Source organism: Halorubrum sp. CGM5_25_10-8B, assembly GCF_005435095.1.
Classification (GTDB): domain Archaea; phylum Halobacteriota; class Halobacteria; order Halobacteriales; family Haloferacaceae; genus Halorubrum; species Halorubrum ezzemoulense.
The window spans coordinates 172,915-189,373 of record NZ_SGTY01000009.1; the positions used below are offsets into that span (position 1 = coordinate 172,915).

Consider the following 16,459-nt stretch of genomic DNA (forward strand, 5'->3'; position numbering starts at 1 on the left):
ATGAGTAACACCACATCAGACGACTCGCTCATCACGACGGAGGTACAGGCGGACTCGAACGACGACAGCGCGGCGCCCGCCGCGGGCACCGCGGTGGCGGCGCGGAACCTGAACGTCTACTACGGCGACGAGCAGGCCATCGACGACGTGACGATGGAGATCCCCGAAGAGCGCGTCACCGCGCTCATCGGCCCCTCGGGCTGCGGGAAGTCGACGTTCCTCCGGTGTATTAACCGGATGAACGACATGATCGAGATCTGCCGCGTCGAGGGGGACGTGGAGTTCGGCGGCAAAAACGTGTACGACGCCGACGTCGACCCCGTCGCCCTGCGCCGGAAGATCGGGATGGTGTTCCAGAAGCCGAACCCGTTCCCGAAGTCGATCCGCGACAACGTCGCGTACGGGCTGAAGATCCAGGGGTTCGACGGCGACGTCGACGAGCGCGTCGAGGAGTCGCTGAAGGGCGCCGCGCTGTGGGACGAGGTGAAAGACCAGCTGGACTCCTCGGGCCTCGAACTCTCCGGCGGGCAACAGCAGCGCCTCTGTATCGCCCGGGCCATCGCACCCGACCCGGAGGTCATCCTGATGGACGAGCCGACCTCCGCGTTGGACCCCGTCGCGGCCTCGAAGATAGAGGACCTGATCGACGACCTCGCGGAGGAGTACACGGTCATCATCGTCACGCACAACATGCAGCAGGCGGCCCGGATCTCCGACCGGACGGCCGTGTTCCTCACCGGCGGCGAGCTGGTCGAGTACGACGACACGGCGAAGATCTTCGAGGACCCCGAAGCGCAGCGCGTCGAGGACTACATCACGGGCAAGTTCGGATAACGTTCCTCGAAATTCGTCCGGGAATCCGGAACGGCCGCCGACGCGGTGCGGTCGCCGCGCGCGGCGGGCGCCGTCCGGCGGACTGACGCACCGACGCCCGGACCACCCGAGCGCTTCCGGAATCACTAATCGGCTCCGTGCGTACCGATAGCACGGTGACGATACTCTACGAGCTCATCGGCGACCAGCCGCTCGCCGTCTGGATCGCGCTCGGCGTGATCGGGTTCCTCCTGACGTGGAAGGGCGCGAACGTCGTCGAGTCCACGACCTCGAAGATCAGCGACCACTTTGGCGTCTCGCAGGCGGTACAGGGCGGGCTGATCGTCGCGGCCGCTACGTCGTTCCCCGAGCTCGCGATCATCGTGATCTCCGTCTTGGTCCTCGGCGAGTTCGGCGTCGGCGCCGGGGCGCTCATCGGTACGGCGGTGTTCAACATCTTGGTCATCCCGGCCGCGGTCGCCATCACGAGCGGCGACACGGCGACGACGCAAGGGATCGTCTACCGCGACGCCATCTTCTACACGGTCGCGGTCCTCGCCCTCTTCGGCGTGATCGCCTTGGGCGTCCTCGGGACCGACGGGCGGGAGCTCGCCCGGATCTCCCCGCAGATGGGCGTCGGGCTGTTGGTACTGTACGGCGTGTACGTCATCCTGCTCGTCGGCGGCAAGAGCGGCGCGTCGGATCGGAAACGGGCCGAGTCGACGAACGTCCCGAAGCAGCTCGGCCTGTTCGCGGGCGGGCTGGCCGTCGTGCTCGTCGGCGTCGAGTCGATGATCGGCATGACGCTTCAGGTCGCCGACGCGCTCGGCGCGCCGCCGTTCCTGATCTCCGTGACCGTGCTCTCGGTGATGAGCTCGTTCCCGGACCTCCTCGTCGGCGTGAAGATGGGGCAGGCGGGCGACAAGCGGGCGGCGGTCGCGAACGTCTTCGGGACGAACACGTTCAACCTCGTCGCGGCGCTGCCGATCGGCGTCATCCTCGCCGGCGGGGTGTCGATCGGCTTCCTCACCTCCGTCCCGCTGCTTTTGTTCCTGTTTTACACGACGCTCGTCGTCGTGGTGCTGTCCGCGACGGACTTCGAGATATCGACCGAGGAGGGGTACGTCTTCCTCGCCATGTACGCGGTGTTCCTCGGGTGGATGACGACCGAGGCGCTCGGGGTCACCGCCTTCCTGACCGAGTCGACGCTCCGGACGATCGTCGGGTGAGCGGTTCGTGAGCCGGTCCGAGGCCGGCCACTGAGCGGACCCGCGGGACCGACTACTCAGTCAGAACGCGGACCTCGATGCCGTCGGTGTCGGTGACTACGATCCCGTCGTCGCGCTCGGCGACCGCAAACTCGGCGTCGCCCTCGGCCGCGACCGCGTCGAGCCGCGTTCGGACCGCGTCCAGCGCGGCCACGTCCGGAACGACCACTTCGAACCACGCCAGCCCGCGCCCGCCGGCCGGCGTCGTCCGCCCTCGCCACGTGTTCGCGCCGAGGTGGTGGTGGTAGCCGCCGGCCGCGACGAACCGGACGTCAGGGCCGCTCATCCCCGTCGCGAAGCCGAGTCCGTCGACGTACACCGCCTCGAACGCCGACAGCGAGGTCACTTCGAGGTGTACGTGACCCAAATCGGTGTCGGCGGGAGCGCGATCGACGAGGGCGGCGGAGCCGACTCCGCCGCCGTCGCTCCCGTCGCCGGCGGTCTCGGCGACTCCTTCGATATCGAGCGGTTCGGTCGCCATCCGCGCCGTTCCGCTCCCGGTGCGGGGCCACTCCTCCCGCGGCCGATCGCGGTATATCTCCACCCCGTTTCCCTCCGGGTCGTCGAGGTACAGCGCCTCGCTGACGAGGTGGTCGGAGGCGCCGTCGAGGCGCCACCCCTCCCGGACGCGCGCCAGCGCCTCGCCGAGCGCGGCCCGCGAGGGAACACGAAACGCGGTGTGGAAGAGCCCGGCGTCGCTCCGCTCTCGGTCCGGCGCGTCGGCGTCGCGTTCCAACACGAGCAGCGGGGCCCCTCCCGCCCCGAGCGTCGCGCGCCCGTCGTTGCGGTCGAGGACGGAGAGCCCGACCACGTCGCGGTAGAACGCGACCGCCTCGTCGAGGTCGGCGACCCGGAGCGCCCCGCGGCCGATCCGCGTTTCGGGCGGAAGGCCGCCTCCGCGGTCGCTCGCGGCGGTAGCGGAATCGCCGTCGTTGGTGTCGGTCACGAGACGATCTACGGTCGTCCGCGCGTTCAACGCGTCGGTGGCGGATCCGGATCGGAGGGGGTCCCCCGCTCGGACCTTCCCTATCTTCCGTTAGAATCAAGCGGGCACGTGACCCACCATGGGGCATGAGTGCCGAACAGCAGGAGCGGGCCGTCCGGTGTCTGGTCGCGAAGGTGGGGCTCGACGGCCACGACCGGGGCGCACACGTGATCGCGCGGGCGTTCCGCGACGCCGGCTTCGAGGTCGTCTACTCCGGGCTCCACCGGGCGCCCGAGGACATCGTTCAGGCGGCGGTTCAGGAGGACGTGGACGTGCTCGGCATCTCGATTCTCTCGGGCGCGCACAACACCTTGGTCCCGAAGGTGATCGAGGGGCTCGAGGAGTACGACGCGTTCGACGACACCCTTGTCCTCGTCGGCGGGATCATTCCGGACGAGGACGAGGACGACCTGAAGGAGCTCGGCGTCGCCGAGGTGTTCGGCCCCGGGACGCCGATGGAGGAGACGATCGAGTTCATCCGGAACAACGTTCCGGAGCGCGCGTAGATGGCCGGGCCGGACGCATCCGCAGTCGCCGACGCGCCGACGCTCTCCGAGGCGGACGCCGCGCTCGTCGAGGACCTCCTCGCGGGGAGCCACCGCGCCCTCGCCCGCGTGATCACCAAGATTGAGAACCGGACGCCGGGCTACCGGGCGATCGTCTCCGCGCTCCACGAGCACACCGGCGGCGCGGACGTGGTCGGGATCACGGGCTCGCCCGGCGCCGGGAAGTCGACGCTCGTCGACAAGCTCGCCGCCGCCTACCGCGAGCGCGGCGACACGGTCGGCGTGATCGCGGTCGACCCCTCTTCGCCGTACACCGGCGGCGCCGTCCTCGGCGACCGTATCCGGATGGGGTCGAACGTCGGCGACATGGACGTGTTCTTCCGGTCGATGAGCGCGCGCGGTCAGCTCGGGGGACTCTCGACGGCGACCGCGGACGCCGTGAAGGCGCTCGACGCCTTCGGGAAGGACTTGGTCGTGTTAGAGACCGTCGGCGCCGGACAGAACGAGGTGGACGTGGTCCGCACGGCCGACACGGTCGCGGTGCTCGTCCAGCCCGGCTCCGGCGACGACGTCCAGACGCTGAAGGCCGGAATCCTCGAGATCGGCGACGTGTTCGTCGTCAACAAGGCCGACATGGACGGCGCACAGCGGACCGTCGCCGAGCTAGAGGAGATGGTCCACCGCCGCGAGGGCGGTACGACCGGACGCGACGCCGGCCACCACGGCGCGACCTCGACGGCCCCGACCGGCGCCGGGGGCTCGTCGTCCGATCACGGCGACGGCGACCGCGCGGGTGGGTCCGGACACAGCGGGTCCGATCCGCACGCGGACGATTCCGACGGGTCGTGGACGCCCGACGTGTTAGAGACCGTCGCGAACACCGGCGAGGGCGTGGCGGCGCTGATCGAGACGTTCGACGCGCACGCGGCCTACCTCCGGGAGTCCGGTCGGATCGCGGCGACGGAGCGGCGCCGGTACGCCGAGGAGATCCGCACGCTCGTGCGGGCGGACGTGGGGTCGCTCGCGACCGCCGAGATCGAACGGCACGGCGGGATCGACCGGCTCGCGGAGCGCGTCCGCGACCGGGAGACGGACCCGTACGCGGTCGCCGAGGCGATCGTCGGTCCGATCGCCGACTGCGTCGACGAGGCCGCGGACGGCGACGCCGGCGACTGACGGGCGGTTCCCCGAACGCCCGGCCCGCTCCGAGGGGCGGTGTTCCGCCGCGTCCCACGAGTATAAGTCGCCAGCGAACCAACAGTTTGTATGAAGCTCAGGAACCTCCTCGGCGGCGCCGTCCTCGGCGTCGGCGCGCTCGCCGCGCTCAACACCGGCCTCCGCTACGAGGGCGAACTGGAGCCCCCGCTCGACGGCGACGACGGCCTCTTCCGCTGGCGCGGGATGGATGTCGCGTACACCGAGGCGGGCGATCCGGACGACCCCGACCTCGTGTTGCTCCACGGGATCAACGCCGCCGGTTCCTCCGGCGAGTGGCGCGCGGTGTTCGACGACCTGGCCGACGAGTACCACGTTGTCGCGCCCGACTTCCCGGGGTACGGCCGCTCCGACCGGCCGCCGCTCCGGTACTCCGCGGCGCTGTACGAGGACTTCGTTCACGACTTCCTCGCCGAGTTCGACGAGCCCGCGGTCGTCGCCTCCTCGCTGTCGGCGGCGTACGCGGCCGCCGCGGTCGACGACGGCGACGCGGACGGCGGGGTCGAGCTGAGCGGCTTCCTCGCCGTCTGTCCCACCGCGACCGCGGGGCCGAGTCCGGCGAAGGGGTGGCTCCGCGAACTGCTCCGCGCGCCGCTCGTCGGCCGGGCGCTGTTCAACGCCATCACGGCGAAGCCGTCGATACGGTACTTCAACGCCGACCACGGCTACGACGACCCGGCGAACCCGAGCGCGGAGTGGACCGACTACGAGTGGCGCACGACCCACGTCGAGAACGCGCGCTTCGCACCCGCGTCGTTCGTCTCCGGGACGCTCAACAGCGAGATCGACCTCGCGGCCGCGCTCGCCGACCTCGACGTGCCCCCGACGATCGTCTGGGGCCGAGAGGCGACCGTGAGCCCCCTGACGGACGGCCGCGAACTCGCGGACGCGGCCGACGCGCGCCTCGTCGTCTTCGACCGCGCGCGGCTGCTCCCGCACGTCGAACACCCCGACCGCTTCGTCGAGACGGTCGAGGAGGCGCTCGTCGCCGGCGCGACCGCGTAACGACCGGTCTCGTCCGCGATTCTCAGCCGTGAATATCGAACGGTCACGGATAAGTACGCCACTCCCCGAGGACTCGCAATGACGGACACGTTTCGCCTCCTGTGCGTCGACGACGAACCGGGGCTGGCCCGGCTCGTGGCGGCGCACCTCGAACGAGACGACGACCTCGGCTGCGAGACGGCGGCCGAGACGGACCCTCGCGAGGCGCTCCGCCGCGTCGAGCGCGAGTCGTTCGACTGCGTCGTCAGCGACTACGACATGCCCGGCCTCACCGGCGTCGAACTGCTCTCGGCGGCGCGCGAGGCCGAGCCGGAGCTCCCGTTCCTGCTGTTCTCGGCGACCGGTCCCGACGAGATCGCGGCCGAGATGGTCCGCGAAGGCGTCAGCGACTACGTCTCGAAACACGGCGGTGCGGACGGTTACACCGCACTGCTCCGCCGCGTCAAACGCGCCGAGGCGGGCGAGCGCGGGCGCCTCGACGCCGGCTTCGACGACGGCCGTCCCTCGGATGTCGCGCTCGACGGCGTCTGTACCGTGGGACCGGACGGCACCTTCGAGTTCGTCGGCGAGGAGTACGGCGAACTGTACGGGTACGACCCCGAGGAGCTCGAAGGTGAGCCGTGGCAGCGGCTCCACCCCGCCGACGAAGTCGAGCACATCCGCACCCACATCATCCCGGCCGTAACCGGCGGCGAGCGGTGGAGCGGGACGAGCACGGGGCTCCGGGCGGACGGCAGCCGGTTCGCCGAGTCGAAGATGGTGAGCACCACCGCGGACGACCGGTTGGTCATCTCGGTGTCGCCGCTCGACCCCGTCGGACGCGCCGCCGACGACTGAGCCGACCCGCCGCCGGCTCGCGACGGCTTCTCACTGACGCCTTCGCAGTCCTCGCGACGGCTCCTCACTCGTCGCGGCGGACGTACAGCGTCTTCTCGCAGGCCGCGTGGACCCCCCCGTCCTCGTCGACGAGTGAGACGAGGTACTCGCGGTCGGTCGACTCGCCCGGGTCGAGTTCCTCGCGGATCGCCTCGGTTTCGTTGGACGGCAGTTCGAACTCCGCGTACAGCGTGTCGCGACCCGGCTCGATGAACTCCAGCGCCGCCGACTTGTCCCACACGGTGAACCCGTCGCCGAGGACGCGGCGGAGCATCATCATGTACACCGGGTCGATCGCGGCGTAGATACTGCCGCCAAAGATTGTGCCGACCGCGTTCCGGGTGCGCCAGTTCAGCGGAACCCGAATCCGGACGTACCGCCACCCGGCGGCGATGTGGTCGACGCGCGCCCCGGTCCCCCGGTACGCGGGCAGGAGGTTGAACCCGTACCGCCAGAGCCGGGTCCGGCGGCTCTCCGCCGGCGGGTCCTCGCGAAGCGGTCGCGGGTCGGGATCGCGGTCGACCCCAGTCGGGGAATCGGTCACGCCGATTCGGGGGGTTCCGCCGACAAACCGGTGTCGGAACCGGCGACAACGCGTCCGGGGTTTCACAGAGGAACAGGGAGGAATCCCACGGCTTCAGTCGTGGATCACTGGCGTCTAACACGCGTTTACGCGGATCTCGACGGCGCGTGCCTGCGAGCGGCCGACAGGCCGCGAGGAGCACGCCCGAGGGACGCCGCGAACGCCCGCGGGGCGTGAGCGGGAGCGAGGCGCGAGGCGCCTCTGGCAGCCGGCGACGAGGCTGGGGAGGCGTGAGGTGCGGGGCCTCGCGGCTGGGGCCTCGGAGGCGGTTTCGACCAATCCGTGTTCCGCCACTCCCGAGCGAACGGTCGGGCTCTCGGAATCGTTTGCGCCGGCGTCGCCGCCGCCCCGTCTCACTACTCTCTTCGCGTAGCTGGCCCGAAACGGGTATCCCCGCGCGACCGCAACCCGACACCGATGGAGTGCGACAAGTGCGGGGCCGACGCGATCCACCACGCCGCCTACTCCGGGGCGCACCTCTGCGGCGAACACCTCCGGCAGTCGGTCGAGAAGCGCGTGAAGCGTCGGGTCCGCGAGGATGGCCTCCTCGACCCGGACGCGACCCCCGACGACCCCGACCGCTGGGTGATCGGCCTCTCCGGCGGGAAAGACAGCGTCGCCCTGACGACGATCCTGGACGACGTGTTCGGGAAGGACCCCCGCGTGGAGATGCTCGCCTTAACGATCCACGAGGGGATCGAGGGGTACCGCGACGCGAGCGTGGACGCCTGCGTGGAGCTGGCCGACGACCTCTCCATGCGCCACGAACTCGTGTCTTACGAGGAGGAGTTCGACGTGCGGATGGACGACGTGGTCGAAGACGACCCCGAGAATATGGCGGCCTGCGCGTACTGCGGCGTGTTCCGCCGCGACCTGCTGGAGAACTACGCCGCCGAGTTCGACGCGGACAAGCTGCTCACCGGACACAACCTCGACGACGAGGCGCAGACCGCCATGATGAACTTCCTCGAAGGCGACGTGCGGCAGGTCGCGAAACACTTCGACGCCTCGCTCGGGCCCTTCGACGAGCGCGGGGACACCGACGCGTTCGTCCCGCGTGCCAAGCCGCTCCGCGACGTGCCCGAAAAGGAGATCGCGCTGTACTGCCACGTCCGCGACCTCCCCACGCACATGGCGGAGTGCCCCCACGCCGAAGAGGCGTACCGCGGCGAGATCCAGTCGACGATCCACGCCTTAGAGGAGAACCACCCCGGCGCGCGCCACTCGATCATGGCCGGCTACGAGGAACTGTCCGCGCTCGCGGCCGACGCCTACCGCGGGGACGGCGAGAAGGGAGACGACGCCGACGGCGAGAGCTCCGCCCTCCGCGAGTGCGAGCGTTGCGGCTCGCAGACGAGTCGCGACGTCTGTCGGAAGTGCCGGCTGCTAGAATCGATCGAAGCCGTCTGAGCGCGGAAGACGCGCGCCGGCGCGTCGGAAAAAGTCGACCGCGGTCGATCCCCGGACGACCGAGGGTCAGCGGATGACGTCGAGTCCGTTGTTCTTCTCGATCTGGTCGCTGCCGCCGTCGGACTCCCAGCCGCGGTCGGTGCCGCCGGAGACCGCCGGCTCGCCCCTGTTGCCCGCGCCGCCTGCGCCGCCCGCACCGCCTGCTGCCTCGTTCGCCTCGGCGGCCCGGGAGCGCGAGTCGCCGAGGTCGTCGGCGTTGACCGCCGCCCGTGACTTGTCGGCCTGCTTCTGGGTGGAGGGGCCGAGTACCTGCGCGCTCTGGACGCCCGTCATGATCGCCATGACGCGCACCTTCCCCTTGTACTCCTCCTGGATGCGTGCGCCCCAGATCACGTTGGCGCTCGCCTCCAGCCGCTCGGTGATGTTGTTCGCGATTCCCTCGGCCTCCTTCAGCGTGAGGTCCGGGCCGCCAGTGATGTGGACGAGCCCGCCGGAGGCGCCGCGGTAGTCGACGTCGAGCAGCGGGTGGTTCATCGCGTCGTTGACCACCTCTTGGGTCTTGTTCTTGTCCTGCGTCTCGCCGACGAGCATGACCGCGACGCCGCCTTGGTTCATGATCGTCGACATGTCCGCGTAGTCGAGGTTGATGAGGCTCGGTTGGGTGATCGTCTCGGAGATCCCCTTCACCGTCTCCGCGATGATCTGGTCCATCACGGAGAACGCCTTCCCGATCGGCAGGTTCGGGACGTAATCGAGCAGGCGGTTGTTGTCGAGGACGATGATCGAGTCGGCCTCGTTCCGGAGGTCTTCGAGCCCCTCTTCGGCTTTCACCGTCCGGGCGCGCTCGACGTTGAACGGGGTCGACACCATCCCGACGACGATGGCACCCTGCTCTTTGGCGATCTTCGAGACGACGGGCGCCGCGCCGGTGCCCGTGCCGCCGCCCATGCCGGCGGTGACGAAGACGAGGTCCGCGTCGCCGAGCACCTCTTTGATCGTCCCCTGCGCCATCTCCGTGGCGCGCTCGCCCATCTTGGGGTCGCCGCCGGCACCGAGCCCCTGCGTGAGCGACTTGCCCACGAGGATCTTGGTGTCGGCCTCGATCATCTTGAGGTGCTGTTTGTCCGTGTTGATGGCGACGGTGTCGGCGCCGTCGACGCCGATGTTGTACAGCCGGTTGACCGTGTTGTTCCCGGCGCCGCCGGCACCGACGATGACGATCCGGGGGTCCCCGAACTCGTCGTCGTCCATGTCGACGTCCATGTCGCGTTTCTCCGCTTCCGCGTTGTCGAGGGCGTCCTGAACGAGATCTTGCATCAGTTTACACCTTCGCCCAGCTGCGGTTGCGGCCGCGCTCGTCGCGCTCGCCGTCCTGTTCGTTCAACATGTCGCGGACGGCCGACCGGATCGCCTCGCTCCGGTTCGGGAACTCGCCCGTTTCCACCATCTGTTCGACCTCGTCGATCTGCTGTTTCGGGATTCGTAGTGTCACACGCTCCATTGTATTCCCCCGGTAAGACGGCGAACACGCGACGCGTGTGTCTTACAGTCCGGAGCCGCCCGGGCAGGGGGCCGTGCCCCGAGCCGGACGCCCGTTGTAAGACGACCGTCTTACGCAACTCAAATCACCGAGGCTACCAATATAAAACTATCGGACGTTGTAAGACAGACCGCTGAGTCGGTCGATTTCGACGGATTTGAGCGCTTACAACCAGTTACCTGTCTTTCAATACGTCTGCGGCCGGGGTCCGCCGACCGCAGCCAGGGCAGAACGCCCAGTCCGTCCGGATCTCGTCACCGCACTCGCAGAACGCTCTGTGCGACTGCTTTTCTCCGCAGTTCGGGCAGTACACGTGCTCTCGCGGGACGACCTCGCCGCAGCCACCGCAAGCACTTTCGCCCGTCTGCGCCTCACGGTTCCGGGCACCGACGCTATCCTCCGTCTTACGTCCGCCCGAGTCCGCCGCCTCGGCCGTCTCACGCGCCACACTGACGGCCTCCGCCGGCTCGCTCGACCCGGCCGACGGCGAGTCGAGCGTGACGTTTACGTTGACGTCGCCGGCGCCGCCGGGCGCGTACGCGGGTAGACCGGCGCCGTCCGCCGAGCCGAGCCGCTCGTCGAGCGCCGCGTCGAGCCGCTCCGCGATCAGCTCGTCGACGCGGTCCGCGAGGGCGTCGTCGACGCTCCCGGCCGCGGCGTCGGACGCGTCGGACGCGCCGTCCTCCGCGTCGACCTCGTCGAGGTGCGTCCGGAGCGCCTCCCGCATCACCTCGCTCTTGGAGGCGTCACACGCTTCCAGCCGGTCGACGAGGTCGTCGTCCGCCCGGAAGGTGATCTTGCTCATACCGGACTCGTACCGCCGGTCGGTACAAGTATCTTCCCCCGTTGTCTGACACGTTTACCGAATCCGAAATGTTTGGCCGAACGTCGATACGCCGCGGCGTTCGCCCCCGATCGTGGTATTTGGTCACACATGTGTCTGACGCAGATTTATACGCGTCGCGCGAGCATGCGTGAATATAATGAGTAACCGCGTCGAGGACCTCGAACGGCAGGTCGCGGAGCTACAGGCGGCGGTCAACGGGCTCACCGAGGAGCTCGTCGAGATGAAGGAACGCGTCCGACAGCTCGAAGACGAGCGGTCGGTCGCGGTCGAGGCCGACGCCGCCGGCCCGGCGGCCGGCGCCGAGGCGAGTGCGTCCGACGCCGAGCCCGCGGCCGATCGCTCGGCGGGAGACGACCCCGCGGCCGAGGAGGCCGGGGACGACTCGGCGTCCGGCGGCGAGCGGACGACCCACTCCGACGACCACGTCGACGTCTTCGAGTCCGTCGAGGAGTCGTCCGACGGGGCGGACGCGGCCAGCGCGGACGCCGCGAGCGACGGTGAGGACGTCATCGTGCCCGAGCAGTCGGCGACGACGCCCGACGCCGACGCGGCGGCCGAGGAGCCCGCCGAGGACGACGAGGGCGAGTCGAGTGAGGGCGACGACATCATCGTCGCGTAACCGGTCGCCTCCGACCACATGCACATCACTGAAGTCGTTCTGGACGGGTTCAAGAGCTTCGGGCGAACGACGAGGATCCCCTTCTACGAGGACTTCACGGTCGTCACCGGCCCGAACGGCTCGGGGAAGTCGAACATCATCGACGGCGTGCTGTTCGCGCTCGGCCTCGCCCGCACTCGCGGGATCCGCGCCAAGAAGCTCACCGACCTCATCTACAACCCCGGCCACGACGACGGCGAGGCCGCCGACGGGCCGAACGAGGCCTCGGTGACCGTGGTTCTCTCCAACGAGGACGGGACCCTCGACCGGTCGCAGGTCGTCTCCGCGGCCGGCACGGAGAACGTCGGCGACGTCTCCGAGATCACGATCAAGCGGCGCGTCAAGGAGACCGAGGACAACTACTACTCGTACTACTACCTCAACGGCCGTTCGGTGAACCTCTCGGACGTTCAGGATCTGCTCGCGGCCGCGGGCGTGACGCCGGAGGGGTACAACGTCGTCATGCAGGGCGACGTCACCGAGATCATCAATATGACCCCCTACCAGCGGCGGGGAATAATCGACGAGATCGCGGGCGTCGCCGAGTTCGACGAAAAGAAGGAGGCCGCCTACGAGGAGCTCGACACCGTCGAGGACCGCATCGGCGAGGCGGACCTCCGGATCGGCGAGAAGGAGGACCGGCTCGACCGGCTCTCCGACGAGCGCGAGACCGCCCTCCAGTACCAGGAGCTCCGCGACGAGTTAGAGGAGTACCGCGGGTTCCGCAAGGCCTCCGAGCTGGAGGAGAAGCGCGACGCGCTCGCGACCGTCGAGGCCGACATCGACGAGGCCGAGGCGGACCTCGGTGAGCTCCGCGCGGAACTCGACGCCAGACAGGGGAAGCTCACCCGGCTGGAGGAGGACCTCGAAGACCTCAACCACGAGATCGAGACGAAGGGCGAAGACGAGCAGATCGAGATCCGCTCGGAGATCGAGGAGATCAAAGGCGGGATCTCGCGGCTGGAAGACAGGATCGAGTCGGCGGAGTCGCGCGCCGAGTCCGCCGAGAACGACCGCCGGCAGGCGTTCGTCCAGATCGACCGCAAGGAGGAGACAATCGAGGAGTTGGAAGGCGAGATCCGCGAGACGAAAGTGGAGAAGGCCTCGGTGAAATCGGAGTTGGCGACGAAGCGCTCCGAGTTGGCCGACGTCGAGGCGAAGATCGAGGGTGCCGACACCGAGTTCGACGAGCTGAAGGCCGAGCTGTCGGAGAAGAAGGAGGCGATCGAGTCGCTCCGCGAGGAAAAAAACGAGACGCAACGCGAGAAAGACCGGCTGCTCGACGAGGCCCGCCGCCGCTCGAACGCGGTGAGCGAGGCTCGCGAGGAGCTGGAGGAGGCCCGGGAGTCGCTCCCGGAACACAAAGCGCGGATCTCCGAGCTGAAAGGGGAGCTCGACAAGGCCGAGAAGAATCAGGCGACCATCGAGGACGCGGTCGCCGACCTGTTCGCCGAGAAGGCGGAAGCAGAGGAGCGCCTCGAGGCGATCGAGGACACCCTCCGCGAGAAGCAGAATGAGTACGCCAAGCTGGAGGCGGCGGCCGACCAGCGCGGCGACGCCTCGTGGCCCCGGGCGGTCACCGAGGTGAAGAACGGCGGCATCGACGGCGTCCACGGCGCGGTCGGCGAACTCGCCTCTGTCGAAGCCCAGTACGCCGAAGCCTGCGAGACCGCGGCCGGCGGGCGGCTGGCGAACGTCGTCGTCGACGACGACGGTGTCGGCTCGACCTGTATCGACTACCTCAAGCGGCGCAACGCGGGCCGGGCGACGTTCCTCCCCGTCACGGAGATGGACGACCGGAGCCTGCCGCGGAAACCCTCGCTGCCGGGCGTCGTCGATTTCGCGCGGAACCTCGTCGACTACGACGCCGAGTACGAGTCGATCTTCTCGTACGTGCTCGGCTCGACGCTCGTCGTCGAGGACATGGCGACCGCCCGCGATCTGATGGGCGACTACCGGATGGTCACCCTCGACGGCGACCTCGTCGAGAAGTCGGGCGCGATGACCGGCGGCTCCGGCGGCGGCTCCCGCTACTCGTTCACGAAGTCCGGCGGCGGCAAGATCGAACGGCTCGCGACGGAGATCTCGGAACTCGAAGACGAGCGCCGGTCGGTCCAGTCCGAGATCGACGCGCTCGACGACGACATCGAGGACGCGCGCGACCGGAAGGCCGACGCGGCCGAGCGCGTCCGGTCGCTGGAGGCGGACGTCGAGCGCGCAGAAGACGACCTCGCGGAGGCGGAAGCCCGGATCGAGGAGCTAGAGGCCGAACTGGAGGAGCTGGAGGCGGAACGCGAGTCGGTCGACGCGGAGATGACCGCGTTAGACGAGGAGCTGGCGGAGACGGACGCGGAGATCGACGAGCTCGCGGCCGAGATCGACGAGATCGAGGCCGAACTCGCCGACTCGAAGATCCCCGAGCTCTCCGAGCGCGCCGACGAGATCCGCGCCGAGATCGGCGACCTCGACGACCGCATGAGCTCGCTCGACGGCCGGATCAACGAACTGGAGTTAGAGAAGGGGTACGCCGAGGACGCGCTCGACGACCTCCACGACAACGTCGAGGAGGCCCAAAACGCGAAGGCGGAGGCCGAGGAGGCGATCGCCGACCACGAGGCGGCGATCGAGGAGAGGGAGGCGGAGCTCGAAGCGAAGAAGGAGGCGATCGCCGACCTCGAAGAAGAGCTCTCGGCGCTGAAAAGCGACCGGGAGGAACTCCGCGAGGAGATCCGCGAGGCGACGCAGGCGCGCGACGAGCAGCGGTCGCTCGTCGCCGAGGCCGAGTCGGACCTGTCGGACCTCACCGACCGCCGCGACCGCTTGGAGTGGGAGATCGACGAGTTAGAGTCGCAGGTCGGCGCCTACGAGGCCGACGAGATCCCCGACCTCGACGAGGTGGAGTCGCGGATCGAGGAGCTGGAGACCGAGATGGAGGCGTTAGAGCCGGTGAACATGCTCGCGATCGACGAGTACGAGGAGGTCGAGGCCGCGCTCGACGAGCTCCGGGAGCGCCGGGACGTGCTCGTCGAGGAGCGCGACGCCATCGAGGAACGCATCGAGGGGTACGAGGCGGCGAAGAAGGAGACGTTCATGGAGACGTTCGAGTCGATCAACGACCACTTCGAGGACATCTTCGCACGCCTCTCGGCCGGGACGGGGGAGCTCGTCTTGGAGAACCCCGAGGACCCGTTCGAGGAGGGGCTGACGATGAAGGCCCAGCCCGCGGACAAGCCGGTCCAGCGGCTCGACGCGATGAGCGGCGGGGAGAAGTCGCTCACCGCCCTGTCCTTCATCTTCGCCGTTCAGCGCCACAACCCCGCGCCGTTCTACGCGCTTGACGAGATCGACGCCTTCCTCGACGCCGTCAACGCCGAGCGCGTCGGCGAGATGATAGAGGAGCTGGCCGAGGAGGCGCAGTTCGTCGTCGTCGGCCACCGCGCGGCGCTGTTGGAGCGCTCGGACCGCGCCATCGGCGTCACGATGCAGGGCGACAACCTCTCGGCGGTGACCGGGATGCAGTTCGGCGACGACGCCGACGAGGAGGTGAGCGCGGATGACTGAGGAGGGCGACGGGGCCGCCGGCGGCGTCCCGGACCTCGACCTGACGAGCGACCGCGACGGCGCGCCCCCGTTCACGGACGACGCGTCCGGAGACGAGGCGGAGTCGACCGGCGCGCCCGATTTGGACGTGCCCGACGTCTCACCGTCGGACGTGCCCGATGTCGCACCGCCGGACGAGACCGACGACGACGAGGTCGAGCCAGTCGAGCTCCTCGTCCAGCTCGCGGAGGAGGGCGAGATCGAACCGTGGGACATCGACATCGTCCAAGTGACGGACGCCTTCTTGGAGAAACTCGACGAGACGGACCTCCGAACGACCGGCCGGGCGCTGTTCTACGCCAGCGTCCTCCTCCGGATGAAAAGCGACGGCATGCTGGCGGACGACGACGAGGACGAGGAGCCGGAGCCAGAGCCGTGGGAGGTCGCGATGGAGGGCGGCGCGCCCGACCCGGCCGCCGACGGGTTCGACCCGGTCGACAAGCTGGAGGCCGAGATTGACCGCCGGCTCGACCGGAAGAACACTCGCGGGTCGCCGGAGACGCTCGACGAGCTCGTGCGGGAACTGCGCGAGGCCGAGCGCGGCTCGTGGTGGAAGGACTCCCGGGAGTACGACACCTCGGAGTCGCCGCACGGCCACGCCCGCGGCACGCAGACGCTCGACTACCGCGCCGGCGACGAGTTCCGGCAGGACGGCGAGCCGACCGCGGGCGAGGCGACCGACCGCACCCACGACGAGGACATCGAGGAGGTGATCGTGGAGATCGACGGCGTCCTCCGGACGCACTTCGACCGCGGGCGCACGGAAGTGCTGTTCGCGGAGATCGAGAGCGCCGGCGGCCGCCCGTTCATGACGTACCTCGCGCTGCTGTTCATGGCCCACCGCGGCTCGGTCCGCCTCCAGCAGGACGACCTGTTCGGCGATCTCTGGGTGAAGGACCCGTCTGCGATGACCGCCGAGTCGGAAGCGATCGCGGACTAATACGTTTCTAGGGAGGGAACCGTCCCCAGTGATGTCGCCGTTCTGTAGTGAATAGCTGCCCGCCAATCGGCGGCGAACGCCTCCGAAGCCCCAGCCGTGAGGCGGGCAGACGCTCTCTGCGCTCCTCGTCGCTCGTTTCACTCGCTCCTGCGGTGCTTACGTCGCCTCTGCCCGCCTCACGGCTGCCCCTTCGAGTCCCGCCCCGCCCCACAC

15 protein-coding genes are annotated in these 16,459 nt (G+C 69.2%); 10 read left to right on the top strand and 5 right to left on the bottom strand.

The window, feature by feature from the left end; translation table 11 throughout:
• Together pstB and EXE51_RS10590 are read left to right on the top strand one after the other, a co-directional pair.
• A complete protein-coding gene (pstB, locus tag EXE51_RS10585; RefSeq protein WP_086215905.1) occupies positions 1 to 834 on the top strand; it encodes a phosphate ABC transporter ATP-binding protein PstB in 834 nt (277 codons plus the stop codon).
• Between the two features lie 155 nt (positions 835 to 989).
• Positions 990 to 2,042 carry a sodium:calcium antiporter gene (locus tag EXE51_RS10590; protein WP_086215904.1) on the top strand — a complete coding sequence of 351 codons (1,053 nt, stop codon included), beginning with the start codon at positions 990 to 992 and terminating at the stop codon, positions 2,040 to 2,042.
• A gap of 52 nt (positions 2,043 to 2,094) precedes the next feature.
• On the opposite strand, the gene EXE51_RS10595 is transcribed toward EXE51_RS10590, so the two are convergent.
• Positions 2,095 to 3,027 (bottom strand): VOC family protein, encoded by a 933-nt coding sequence (locus EXE51_RS10595; protein ID WP_137692648.1) that lies wholly within the window; start codon positions 3,025 to 3,027, stop codon positions 2,095 to 2,097.
• Between the two features lie 125 nt (positions 3,028 to 3,152).
• Between EXE51_RS10595 and EXE51_RS10600 the strand changes: the two genes are divergently transcribed.
• The 4 genes from EXE51_RS10600 (at position 3,153) to EXE51_RS10615 (ending at position 6,629) form a co-directional block, all read left to right on the top strand.
• On the top strand, positions 3,153 to 3,572 hold the full coding sequence (locus tag EXE51_RS10600) for a cobalamin B12-binding domain-containing protein (protein ID WP_049931484.1): 420 nt from the start codon (positions 3,153 to 3,155) through the stop codon (positions 3,570 to 3,572).
• Positions 3,573 to 4,748 (top strand): methylmalonyl Co-A mutase-associated GTPase MeaB, encoded by a 1,176-nt coding sequence (meaB, locus tag EXE51_RS10605; protein ID WP_089308005.1) that lies wholly within the window; start codon positions 3,573 to 3,575, stop codon positions 4,746 to 4,748.
• A 90-nt stretch (positions 4,749 to 4,838) separates the two neighbouring features.
• Positions 4,839 to 5,792 (top strand): alpha/beta fold hydrolase, encoded by a 954-nt coding sequence (locus EXE51_RS10610; protein WP_086215902.1) that lies wholly within the window; start codon positions 4,839 to 4,841, stop codon positions 5,790 to 5,792.
• A 78-nt stretch (positions 5,793 to 5,870) separates the two neighbouring features.
• A complete protein-coding gene (locus EXE51_RS10615; RefSeq protein WP_137692649.1) occupies positions 5,871 to 6,629 on the top strand; it encodes a response regulator in 759 nt (252 codons plus the stop codon).
• Between the two features lie 64 nt (positions 6,630 to 6,693).
• On the opposite strand, the gene EXE51_RS10620 is transcribed toward EXE51_RS10615, so the two are convergent.
• Entirely contained in the window at positions 6,694 to 7,212 is a 519-nt protein-coding gene (locus EXE51_RS10620; RefSeq protein WP_049931488.1) for a DUF4442 domain-containing protein, read from the bottom strand.
• 456 nt (positions 7,213 to 7,668) lie between these two features.
• On the opposite strand from EXE51_RS10620, the gene EXE51_RS10625 reads away from it, so the two are divergent.
• Positions 7,669 to 8,661 carry a TIGR00269 family protein gene (locus EXE51_RS10625; protein WP_086215900.1) on the top strand — a complete coding sequence of 331 codons (993 nt, stop codon included), beginning with the start codon at positions 7,669 to 7,671 and terminating at the stop codon, positions 8,659 to 8,661.
• 66 nt (positions 8,662 to 8,727) lie between these two features.
• Here the strand turns inward: EXE51_RS10625 and ftsZ are convergent, their stop codons facing one another.
• The 3 genes from ftsZ to EXE51_RS10640 all read right to left on the bottom strand — a co-directional run bounded on the left by ftsZ (position 8,728) and on the right by EXE51_RS10640 (position 11,006).
• A complete protein-coding gene (ftsZ, locus tag EXE51_RS10630; protein WP_049931490.1) occupies positions 8,728 to 9,978 on the bottom strand; it encodes a cell division protein FtsZ in 1,251 nt (416 codons plus the stop codon).
• A 4-nt stretch (positions 9,979 to 9,982) separates the two neighbouring features.
• Positions 9,983 to 10,162 (bottom strand): ribbon-helix-helix domain-containing protein, encoded by a 180-nt coding sequence (locus EXE51_RS10635; protein WP_006111915.1) that lies wholly within the window; start codon positions 10,160 to 10,162, stop codon positions 9,983 to 9,985.
• Between the two features lie 214 nt (positions 10,163 to 10,376).
• Complete coding sequence (locus EXE51_RS10640) at positions 10,377 to 11,006, bottom strand: zinc ribbon domain-containing protein (RefSeq protein ID WP_137692650.1); 630 nt, start codon at positions 11,004 to 11,006, stop codon at positions 10,377 to 10,379.
• Between the two features lie 178 nt (positions 11,007 to 11,184).
• Between EXE51_RS10640 and EXE51_RS10645 the strand changes: the two genes are divergently transcribed.
• From EXE51_RS10645 to EXE51_RS10655, 3 genes are read left to right on the top strand one after another with little or no spacing between them, the layout of a single operon-like run.
• A complete protein-coding gene (locus tag EXE51_RS10645; protein ID WP_049931492.1) occupies positions 11,185 to 11,667 on the top strand; it encodes a hypothetical protein in 483 nt (160 codons plus the stop codon).
• 18 nt (positions 11,668 to 11,685) lie between these two features.
• Positions 11,686 to 15,267: a chromosome segregation protein SMC gene (smc, locus tag EXE51_RS10650; RefSeq protein WP_137692651.1), complete on the top strand. Its 3,582-nt coding sequence runs from the start codon at positions 11,686 to 11,688 to the stop codon at positions 15,265 to 15,267.
• Positions 15,260 to 16,246, top strand: coding sequence for a ScpA family protein (locus EXE51_RS10655; RefSeq protein ID WP_094579589.1), 987 nt, complete (start codon positions 15,260 to 15,262; stop codon positions 16,244 to 16,246). The genes smc and EXE51_RS10655 overlap by 8 nt, the downstream gene beginning before the upstream one ends.
• Positions 16,247 to 16,459: the final 213 nt, after the last annotated feature.

What these genes read in the sequence shown, in the direction of transcription:
- pstB (WP_086215905.1), top strand. Translation starts at nt 1, where the DNA reads ATGAGTAACACCACATCAGACGACTCGCTCATCACGACGGAGGTACAG.
- EXE51_RS10600 (WP_049931484.1), top strand. Translation starts at nt 3,153, where the DNA reads ATGAGTGCCGAACAGCAGGAGCGGGCCGTCCGGTGTCTGGTCGCGAAG.
- meaB (WP_089308005.1), top strand. Translation starts at nt 3,573, where the DNA reads ATGGCCGGGCCGGACGCATCCGCAGTCGCCGACGCGCCGACGCTCTCC.
- EXE51_RS10610 (WP_086215902.1), top strand. Translation starts at nt 4,839, where the DNA reads ATGAAGCTCAGGAACCTCCTCGGCGGCGCCGTCCTCGGCGTCGGCGCG.
- EXE51_RS10615 (WP_137692649.1), top strand. Translation starts at nt 5,871, where the DNA reads ATGACGGACACGTTTCGCCTCCTGTGCGTCGACGACGAACCGGGGCTG.
- EXE51_RS10625 (WP_086215900.1), top strand. Translation starts at nt 7,669, where the DNA reads ATGGAGTGCGACAAGTGCGGGGCCGACGCGATCCACCACGCCGCCTAC.
- ftsZ (WP_049931490.1), bottom strand. Translation starts at nt 9,978, where the DNA reads ATGCAAGATCTCGTTCAGGACGCCCTCGACAACGCGGAAGCGGAGAAA.
- EXE51_RS10635 (WP_006111915.1), bottom strand. Translation starts at nt 10,162, where the DNA reads ATGGAGCGTGTGACACTACGAATCCCGAAACAGCAGATCGACGAGGTC.
- EXE51_RS10640 (WP_137692650.1), bottom strand. Translation starts at nt 11,006, where the DNA reads ATGAGCAAGATCACCTTCCGGGCGGACGACGACCTCGTCGACCGGCTG.
- EXE51_RS10645 (WP_049931492.1), top strand. Translation starts at nt 11,185, where the DNA reads ATGAGTAACCGCGTCGAGGACCTCGAACGGCAGGTCGCGGAGCTACAG.
- smc (WP_137692651.1), top strand. Translation starts at nt 11,686, where the DNA reads ATGCACATCACTGAAGTCGTTCTGGACGGGTTCAAGAGCTTCGGGCGA.
- EXE51_RS10655 (WP_094579589.1), top strand. Translation starts at nt 15,260, where the DNA reads ATGACTGAGGAGGGCGACGGGGCCGCCGGCGGCGTCCCGGACCTCGAC.